The organism is Modestobacter sp. KNN46-3, from assembly GCF_011039295.1.
Genome location: NZ_JAAKGN010000193.1, coordinates 1 through 7,580 on the forward strand (window position 1 = coordinate 1; position 7,580 = coordinate 7,580).

The window sequence follows — 7,580 nt, forward strand, 5'->3', positions numbered from 1 at the left end:
AGGTGTGTATAAGAGACAGGTTCCCCCGGCCCCCGTCCCTGATCAGGAGCACGCCATGACGACCACCCAGCCGACCGGTGCACCGGCCGCGACCGGCCTACCATCGCCGGTCGTGACGACCGTCGAGGACCGCCCCACCAGCCCCGCCACCGCCGACATCAAGCCCCGCAGCCGCGAGGTCACCGACGGGGACGCCAAGGCCCCGGCCCGGGCCATGCTCCGGGCAGTGGGCATGGGCGACGACGACTTCGCCAAGCCGCAGATCGGCGTCGCCTCGTCCTGGAACGAGATCACCCCGTGCAACCTGTCGCTGGACCGGCTGGCCAAGCGGGCCAAGGAGGGCGTGTTCGCCGCCGGCGGCTACCCGCTGGAGTTCGGCACCATCTCGGTCTCCGACGGCATCTCCATGGGCCACGAGGGGATGCGCGCCTCGCTGGTCTCCCGCGAGGTCATCGCCGACTCGGTCGAGACGGTCATGTTCGCCGAGCGGCTGGACGGTTCGGTGCTGCTGGCCGGCTGCGACAAGTCGCTGCCCGGCATGCTGATGGCCGCCGCCCGCCTCGACCTGGCCAGCGTGTTCGTCTACTCCGGCTCCACCCTGCCGGGGAAGCTCGGCGACAAGGACCTCACCCTGATCGACGTCTTCGAGGGCGTCGGCGCCTGCGCCGCCGGGAAGATCACCCGCGACGAGCTGACCGCCATCGAGAAGGCCGCCTGCCCCGGGATGGGCTCCTGCGGTGGCATGTACACCGCCAACACGATGGCCAGCGTGTCCGAGGCGCTGGGCATGGCCCTGCCCGGCAGCGCCGCGCCGCCGGCGCCGGACGCCCGCCGGGACGCCATCGCGATCGCCTCCGGCGAGGCCGTCGTCGAGCTGCTCCGCAAGGGCATCACCGCGCGGCAGATCATGACCAAGGAGGCGTTCGAGAACGCGATCACCGTCGTCATGGCGCTGGGCGGCTCGACCAACGCCGTCCTGCACCTGATGGCGATCGCCCACGAGGCCGACGTCGACCTCACCCTCGACGACTTCAACCGGATCGGTGACCGCACCCCGCACCTGGCCGACGTGAAGCCGTTCGGCCGGTTCGTGATGACCGACGTCGACCGCGTCGGCGGTGTGCCGGTCGTGCTGCGCGCACTCCTGGACGCCGGCCTGCTGCACGGCGACGTGCTCACCGTCACCGGGAAGACGATGGCCGAGAACCTCGCCGAGATCAGCCCGCCGGACCTCGACGGCACGATCGTGCACGCGATGAACGACCCGATCCACAAGACCGGCGGCCTGACGATCCTGCGCGGCTCGCTCGCGCCGGAGGGCGCGGTGGTGAAGTCGGCCGGCTTCGACGCCGACGTCTTCGAGGGCACCGCCCGGGTCTTCGACGGCGAGCAGGGTGCGATGGACGCCGTCACCGAGGGCACGCTCAAGAAGGACGACGTCGTGGTGATCCGCTACGAGGGCCCGCGTGGCGGCCCCGGCATGCGCGAGATGCTCGCCGTCACCGGCGCGATCAAGGGCGCCGGGCTGGGCAAGGACGTGCTGCTGCTCACCGACGGCCGGTTCTCCGGCGGCACCACCGGCCTGTGCGTCGGCCACATCGCGCCCGAGGCCGTCGACGGCGGCCCGATCGCCTTCGTCCGCGACGGCGACACGATCCGGCTCGACCTCGCCGCCCGCACGCTGGAGCTCCTGGTCGACGACGAGGAGCTGGCCCGCCGCCGGGAGGGCTGGGCGCCACCGGCCCCGCGCTACACCCGTGGCGTGCTCGCCAAGTACGCCAAGCTGGTCGGCTCGGCGGCCCAGGGCGCGGTCTGCGGCTGACGCCCGCACCGGCCCGGCCCCGCCCGATGGGGTGAGGCCGGGCCGCTCACGCTGTTGCCGGCGCGCTCCTGCACCGACAGTCCTGGGGTGGAGCGGACGCGTCGGTTGCGGGCACCTGGGTGGCTGGTCGCCGTCCCGGTGCTCACCGGGGCCGCGGGCGGTGCCGCCCCGCTGGCCGCCGACCTGCTGCTGTGCACCGCCGCGCTGGTCACCGCCGGGCTGCTGTGGCGCGCCGGCGGCCGGCTCTCCGGCGGCCCGCGCGGCTGGCGGCTGCTCTCCCTCGCCGTGCTCCTCGGGCTGGGCACCAGCCTGTTCGCCGGGCTGCTGCTCGACCCTCCGCCGGAGGGCGTCTTCGACGCCACCGGGCAGCTGGTCCAGCTGCCGGCGGCGCTGCTCGCGCTGGTCGCCGTCCTCACCCTGCTGTCCCCGGGCAGGCTGCGCCGTGGCGGTGCCCGGCTGGCCACCGAGACCGCGCTGTTCTTCTGCGCCTCCCTCGTACTGGCCCAGGTGCTGGTGGTCGGACCGGCGATGCGGACCCAGCCCCTGGAGGGCGCGGACCGCATCGTCCTGGAGGTCGCCTGCCTGGTGACCGCCTCGGTGCTGTCCGCCGTCCTCCTGCTGATCGCGGCGTCCCCCGGGCCGCGGCGGTGCGCCGGCGCCCTGCTGCTGCTCGCCGCAGCGACCTGGGCGACCACGCACGGCCTGGCGATCGCCGGCGAGGAGCTGCACCTCTCCGCCCTGGACGGCGCCGCACCCGCCGGTGAGCTCGTCGCCCTGCTGCTGGTCTGCCTGGCGGCGGTGCGCGATCCGGGGGCCCACGCCGAGGCGCCGCCGACCCGGGCCAGTTCCCGGCTCAACGTGGTCGGCCAGCTGCTCCCGCACCTGGTGACCGTGGCCGCCGGGGTCGCCTACCTCGGTGCGCCGCTGCTGGGTGCCGATCCCTCCCCGGCCGCCACGATCGCCCTGCTGGGCTGTCTGTCCCTGACCGCGGTCCACCGCGCCACCGCCGCCCGGGTCGAGCACCGGGTCGCCGCGCGGCTGCGCCGGAGCGAGGCCTACTTCCGCTCGCTGGTCCGCTCCAGCAGCGACGCGGTGCTCATCCTCGACGGCGACCTGCGGATCGGCTGGGCGGCTCCCGCCGTGGAGCCGGCCGACGGGCCGGGCCTGCGGGGCCGGCTGCTGCCGCACGCCGTGCACCCGGAGGACGCCGCCGAGGTGACCGCATGGCTCACCGGCGAGGGCTCGGACGGGGACGTCAGCGGGCTGCGCTGCTTCCGGCTGGCCGACCGCACCGGCGTCTGGCGGGTCTTCGAGGCCGGGGTCAGTGACCTGCGTGGGGACGCCGACGTCGCCGCGCTCGTGCTGCACTGCCGCGACGTCACCGCCCGGCTCGACCGGGAGCACGAGCTGCGCTCGCTGGCCTTCGTCGACCCGCTCACCGGGCTGCCGAACCGGGCGGCCCAACGGCTCGCCCTGGCCGGGCTGCTGGCCGGTGCGGACGACGCACCGACCGACGCCGCGCTGCTGCTGGTCGAGCTGCACGGCCTGCGCGAGGCCCTCGAGAACGCCGGCAGCGAGGTCGTCGAGACGACGCTGGCCGAGGTCGCCCGCCGGCTGCGCGCGACCGTGCGCGGCGAGGACCAGGTGGCCCGGATCGGCACCGAGCTGTTCAGCGTGCTGGCGCACGGGACCGGGGACGAGCACGACCGGCTCGCCGCCCGGTGCCTGGCGGCGATCGAGGCGCCGATCGTGACCGACGCCGGGATCGTGGACCTGTCCGGTGCGGTCGGGCTGGTGTCGCTGGAGCCCGGGCTGACCGAGGAGCAGGCGGTCGACCGGGCCGAGCTCGCCGTCGTGGACGCCCGGTCGGCCGGCAGCGGCTCGGTGCGCCGGTACCGCGCGGAGCTGTCCGCGGCCCGCGACCGTCGGGAGCAGTTGCGGGAGGACCTGGTCGGTGCCCGGGAGCGCGGCGAGCTCGCGCTGGCCTGGCAGCCGATCGTCGCCCTGGACGACCAGCGGGTCACCGGGGTCGAGGCGCTGCTGCGCTGGCAGCACCCGCTGCACGGGGAGGTGCCGCCGGAGGAGTTCCTGCCGGTCGCCGAGCGGGCCGGGCTGGCGGTGGACCTGCAGCGGTGGGTGCTGCAGGAGGCGACCGCCGCTGCGCTGACCCTGCCCCGCGACCGTGGTGAGCTGAAGCTGGCGGTCGACGTCTCGGCCGCCCACCTCGCGGCCGGGACGCTGGTCGGTGACGTGACGGCCGCCCTGCGGGACAGCGGCCTGCCGCCGGAGAGACTGGTGCTGGAGATCGCCGAGTCGATCCTCGAGGTCGATGCCCTCGCCGACGACGTGGCGGCGTTGCGGCTGATGGGCGTGCGCCTGGCCCTGGCCGACTTCGGCAGCGGACGCTCCTCGCTGCCCGCGCTCGGCCGGCTGCAGGTCGACATCATCAAGCTGGACCGGAGCCTGCTGTCCCGGGTGGACCGGGACCCCTACAGCCGGGCGGTCTGTCAGGCCGTGGTCGCGCTGGCCGCGACCCTGGGCATCGACGTCGTGGCCGAGGGCGTGGAGACCACCAGCCAGTTGACGGTCCTGCACTCCCTCGGGTGCGGGTACGCCCAGGGCTTCCTGCTCTCCCGCCCGGTCGGGCTGGCCGGACTGGTGCAGCTGCTGGAGTCCGACACCGGACGGCTGTGGCCCGGGCTGACCGGTCGGGTCGGCGCCTCGTGACCGCGCTGCGCGCGTCGTCGGCCGGCGTGCCGGCGCTGCCCCTCGTGCCCGCGGTGGCGCGCTGGCCCCGGGCGGCGGTGCTGTCCCTGCTCGGCGCGGTCGCCGTCGGCCTCGCCCTCGTGGAGACGGCCTGGCCCGCGGCCGCGGCGCACACGGCACCGGCGGTGCTCAGCGCGGCGTCGCTGGCCATCGGGGTGCTCGTGGTGCGGCACGCGATGCGGCTGGACCGGGAGTCCGCGGCGCCCTGGCGGGCGTTCGCCGTCCTCGCCGGTCTGCTGACGCTGGGCGAGGCGATCGCCGCCGTGCGCGGGGTCGGGGTCAACGCGGTGACCGCCGGGCCGCAGGACGTCCCGCTGGTGGCCGCGGTCCCGTTCGCGCTGCTGGGCTGCGCCCGGCTGATCCGGTCGGCCACCACCGGGATCGGTGCCCGGGTGGCGCTGGACGCCGCCGTCGCCCTGGTCGCGCTGTCCGCGTTGGCCGAGATGGTGATCGGTGCTGCGCTGAACCGGACGGCCGACTCCGTCGACGACCTCATGGCACGCGGCTACCCCGCCGCCGGGGTGGTGCTGTGCACCGTCGGGCTGGTCACCTTCGCGGGGGTGGGGCAGGCCCGGCGGGCCGCTGCCGGATGGCTGGTGGCCTGCTTCGCCTCGGTGGCCGTGGTGACCGTCAGCGGGGCCATCGCCGTGGTCCGCCCCTCCATCGTCGCCGACGTGGTCAGCGGCACGGCCTGGCTGGCCATGCTGGGCTTCGGCACCCTCGCCATCGCCGCCGACCCGGGACGGTCCACCGACCCGGACGAGCCCCCCGAGGTGCCCCTGCTGGGCGTGGTGGTCAGCTACTGCGCCGCCTTCGGCGTGGTGCTCGTGCTGCTGGTCGGCCGGATCGGCGGGAGGTCGATCCTGCCGGTCGAGGCGGGGGCCGCGGCCGTGCTGCTGCTGCTCACCTTCGCCCGCACCCTGGTGTGGGCGGCGGACGGCGCCCGGCTGACCAGGCAGGTGCTGCGCACCGAGGCCTACTTCCGGACGCTGGTGCACAGCGCCGCCGACGTCACCATCGTCCTGGACCACCGCGGTCGGATCACCTGGGACTCCACCGCCGGCCAGCACCCGCACGGCTGGTCGGCGCGCGACCTCGAGGGCCGGCAGCTGGTCGAGTTCGTGCACGGCGAGGACCGGGCGGAGCTGGCGGCGGTGCTGACCACGGGCGCCGACCCGGGGCAGGGCCGTGGGCGGGTCCTCCGGCTGCGCGGCAAGGACGGGAGCTGGCGGTCCTACGAGACGGTGCGGGTGCTCGCCTCCGGTGACCTGCAGCGCCCCGACGCCACCGCCCCCGAGCTGGGCAGCGGCCTGGTGGTGTACCTGCGGAACGTCGACGAGCGCCGGCACAGCGAGCTCGAGCTGGAGCGGATGGCCTACACCGACTACCTCACCGGGCTGCCCAACCGGGCCCGGCTGATGGCCGCGCTGGCCGGCGCCCGCAGCCGGGCCGCGGAGGGGGAGGCCTCGTGCCTGCTGCTGCTGGACCTCGACGGCTTCAAGGCGGTCAACGACATCGCCGGGCACGAGGCCGGTGACCTGCTGCTGACCGAGGTCGCCGACCGGCTGCGCGCCTCGGTCCGGGACCGGGACCTGGTCGGCCGGCTCGGCGGTGACGAGTTCGCCGTCGTCGTGCGGGCCGACCTGGACGAGGCGACGGCGCTGGGGGAGCGGATCATCGCCGAGCTGGCCGGCGTCCACCGCTCGGTGCCCACCCCGGGCGCGGACCCGGACCTGGTCTTCGACGTCTCCTGCAGCATCGGGGTCACCGAGCTGGCCCCGGCCGACGAGGTGCCGGCGACCATCCGCCACGCGGACCTGGCCCTGCGCGCGGCCAAGGCCGCCGGCAAGGGGCGGGTACGCCGGCACGGCGAGACCGCCGACAGCGCCACCGTCCGGCGCACCAGGCTGGCCCGCGACCTGCCCGACGCGCTGTCCCGGGGGCAGCTCCGGCTGGTCTACCAGCCGATCGTCGGCGTCGCGGAGCGCCGGGTGCTGGGCGTCGAGGCGCTGGTCCGCTGGGACCACCCGGTGCTCGGTGAGGTGTCGCCGGAGGAGTTCGTGCCGCTGGCCGAGGACGACGGGCTGATCGTGCCGCTGCAGCGGTGGGTGCTGGACCAGGCGACCGCCGAGCTGGCCGGCCTGGTCCGCGCGGGCCGCGACCTGCGACTGGGGGTGAACATCAGCGTGCGGCACCTCCAGTCGGGCAGCCTGGTGCCCGACGTCGCCGCCGCCCTGGCGCGGGCCGGGCTGCCGCCGCAGCAGCTCATGCTGGAGGTGACCGAGTCGCTGTTCATCGGCCAGCCGGACCGGGCCGACGGCGACCTGCAGACGCTGCACGACATGGGGTGCGTCATCTCCCTCGACGACTTCGGGCGGGGGTACTCGACCTTCGCCTACCTGGCCCGGCTGCCGGTCGACGTGCTCAAGATGGACCGGGAGTTCCTCGCCGGCATCGCCGAGGACGCACGCAGCGCCGCGCTCGTGCACAGCGTCATCGAGCTCGGGCAGCGGCTGTCCATCGACGTCGTCGCCGAGGGCGTGGAGACCCCCGAGCAGCTGGCGGTGCTGCGCGACCTCGGCTGCCGCTACCTGCAGGGCTTCCTGCTGGGCCGCCCGACCGCCCCCGCGGAGCTGCCGGCCGTCATCGACGCGTTCGATCCGCGGTCGCTCGACGTCGTGGCCGGGCAGGCGGCGGTCACCGTCTCAGGAACCGCCTGACCTGTTCCCATCCTGTGGGACGACGCGGTTGACGGGGTCGTGGTGCGGGGCGCACAGTGTCCTCGTGCCACGCACTCGTCTGCTCGTAGCGATCCACTAGCGCGCCGGTCCCTCCCGACCGACGCGCCACCCCTCCGTGCCAGCGGCACGAGGGGTTTTTTGTTGGCCGGGCACCGCCTCGCCGGCCCCTCCGCCCACCGCCAGGCGTCCGCCGCATCACCCCACCCCGCGCCCAGGCAGATCGTCCAGATGAGCCTGTCCCTTCTACACAT

Annotated in this window: 3 protein-coding genes; all 3 read left to right on the plus strand. The window is 75.3% G+C overall.

What is annotated here, in order from left to right:
* The first annotated feature begins 55 nt into the window (after positions 1-55).
* A complete protein-coding gene (gene ilvD, locus G5C62_RS24020; protein ID WP_241176102.1) occupies positions 56-1,822 on the plus strand; it encodes a dihydroxy-acid dehydratase in 1,767 nt (588 codons plus the stop codon).
* Between the two features lie 87 nt (positions 1,823-1,909).
* Complete coding sequence (locus G5C62_RS24025; RefSeq protein WP_164702993.1) at positions 1,910-4,549, plus strand: bifunctional diguanylate cyclase/phosphodiesterase; 2,640 nt, start codon at positions 1,910-1,912, stop codon at positions 4,547-4,549.
* Positions 4,546-7,308, plus strand: coding sequence for a bifunctional diguanylate cyclase/phosphodiesterase (locus G5C62_RS24030; RefSeq protein ID WP_164702994.1), 2,763 nt, complete (start codon positions 4,546-4,548; stop codon positions 7,306-7,308). Before G5C62_RS24025 ends, G5C62_RS24030 begins: the two co-directional genes overlap by 4 nt.
* Positions 7,309-7,580: the final 272 nt, after the last annotated feature.